Source organism: Xenorhabdus sp. PB61.4 (assembly GCF_963894935.1).
Lineage (GTDB): Bacteria > Pseudomonadota > Gammaproteobacteria > Enterobacterales > Enterobacteriaceae > Xenorhabdus > Xenorhabdus stockiae.
On sequence record NZ_CAWQJR010000114.1, the window covers coordinates 1 to 1,997 of the forward strand.

General features: G+C 33.5%; 2 protein-coding genes. One reads left to right on the plus strand and one right to left on the minus strand.

All coding sequences use genetic code 11. The annotated features are described in order from the left end of the window. Positions 1-271: 271 nt before the first annotated feature. Complete coding sequence (locus AACX68_RS07025) at positions 272-721, plus strand: GNAT family N-acetyltransferase (RefSeq protein WP_228860839.1); 450 nt, start codon at positions 272-274, stop codon at positions 719-721. Positions 722-729: 8 nt separating this feature from the next. On the opposite strand, the gene AACX68_RS07030 is transcribed toward AACX68_RS07025, so the two are convergent. Continuing rightward, the gene (locus tag AACX68_RS07030) at positions 730-1,797 is read right to left on the minus strand and encodes a PfkB family carbohydrate kinase (RefSeq protein WP_228860840.1); all 1,068 of its coding nucleotides are present in this window, start codon (positions 1,795-1,797) and stop codon (positions 730-732) included. Positions 1,798-1,997 lie beyond the last annotated feature (200 nt).

A 1,997-nucleotide genomic window follows, 5' to 3' on the forward strand; every position in this document is an offset into this window, starting at 1 on the left:
CCGAATGATCACTTCAGGCTGGATAATTGACGCATCGTTTAGCCGATGCGTATCCGGACTTTCAGTCCGTTAATCACTAACCCACCGACTTTAGTCGGTGGTTGTTGAGTTACTAAACTTATACGATACATTTTATTAGGAATTTTCACATGATTTATATTATTTATGAAACCGATAGGTTAGTGATTAAGGGTAGTAATAAATTTTTATTGCAGTCATAATTCAATTTGATATTGTAAAGCAAACACTCAATAAAATAATAGAGTAAAATATGAAACAATATCTACATTGGAAAAAAGAAAATTATCACGTATCAACAGATAAATCTTTGTTAGATGTTACAGCAATCCATCAGTTTCTTACCCAATCTCATTGGGCGAAAGGAATCGATATTGAAACTGTTCAGTGCTCAATTGAAAATAGTCTGACATTCGGATTGTATGATAAGGAAAATCAAATAGGATTTGCTAGATTCGTGACAGATTTTTCAACTTTTGGGTATTTATGTGATGTTTATGTATTGGAAGCATATCAAAAACAGCATCTGGGAAGCTGGCTAATGGAATGTTGCCAATCTCATCCTGTTATTCAGAAACTTCGACGAGTTATGTTGGTAACTTCATCTGCACATTGGTTATATGAAAAATTGGGTTATTCACCTGTTAATCGTGAAAATTTTGTTTGGCAAATATTTCGCCCGGATATTTATTTAAAAAATTAGTACTGGTTTTACCGAAGACTGAATTTATTGGGGAATATATCAATATTTTCTGATGATAGAGTAAAAGCAGAACATTGCTGAGAAAAGTGAACGCTGTCTTCCAGATCCATTCCTGCCAGCCAGCAATGAGCAAGTCCTGCCATCATAACGTCACCAGCACCATTGGCATTAACAATGTTATTTTTTAATGCGCGTGAGTAACCGGATTTATTATCTAGTTCACTGTAATAGACACCTTCTGCATCCATACTCAAAATTATCCGTTGAACACCTTGCTGGTGAAACCAAGAAGCAGCGAGAGTAGCATCTTCCAGTGTTTCAATTTTGATACCACTTAACATCTCAGCTTCAGAACGATTAGGCTTCAGTGTATGAATATAAGGTAGCCAGTGGCGGATATTAGATGCTTTGAATGTAGAAACTGTATCAACAAAAATCGGGACATTATTGGAATTAAGAAATATCCACTCTAATGATTCATGAGATAAGTTACAATCAATAACCAGTACACTGGCACTCTGAATCAATTTCTTGGATTGAGAGAGTAATGATGGATTAAGTTTATCAAGAATGCCCATATCATTTATCGAAATAATACATTTTCCATTTTCATCAATAAATGAATTACAGACTGATGTTTTTTCATCATCCAGTTTATGTAGGTATTTAGTATTAACACCTGATAATTTTGTTTTCTCTGATAATATTTTACCATGTTGGTCATTACCAACAACAGAAATTAAATAGCTTTCATTTTTTAATGCAGCAATGTTTTGTGCAATATTTCTTCCTACCCCACCGGGGGTGGAAATGATTTTCCCTGGGTTGGAATCATTATATACTAATTTATCAAAGGAATAACTGGTTATATCTATATTGGCTGCTCCAATAGTAACAGCATAAACATCACTGGCAAGAATATAACCCTTCCCTTTTATATAGCCTTTTTTACTTAGGTTCATAATATGCCCTGCAACACAGGAACGGCTAATACCAAGAATATCTGCAATTTCTTGCTGTTGTATAAAAGGATCCCTCTTTAGTATTTGCAGTATCTGATTTTCCCTGTTTGACATATTGTGGCCTTGGCTATTTTTTGTGACTATATTTCTATTGTATATCTATCAAACAGTAAAGGCTGATCTTATGATTTATTCTATTTTTGAGAAAGTGATCGTAAGTTTAATAAAGGTTTTTTATGACCAATAATGTGATCTATATCTAAAATATTATTCTGATAAAGCTTTGGTGTTTAGGATAATGAAAAGATTTATAA

Coding starts and splice junctions, on each gene's coding strand:
- AACX68_RS07025 (WP_228860839.1), top strand. CDS start 272: ATGAAACAATATCTACATTGGAAAAAAGAAAATTATCACGTATCAACA.
- AACX68_RS07030 (WP_228860840.1), bottom strand. CDS start 1,797: ATGTCAAACAGGGAAAATCAGATACTGCAAATACTAAAGAGGGATCCT.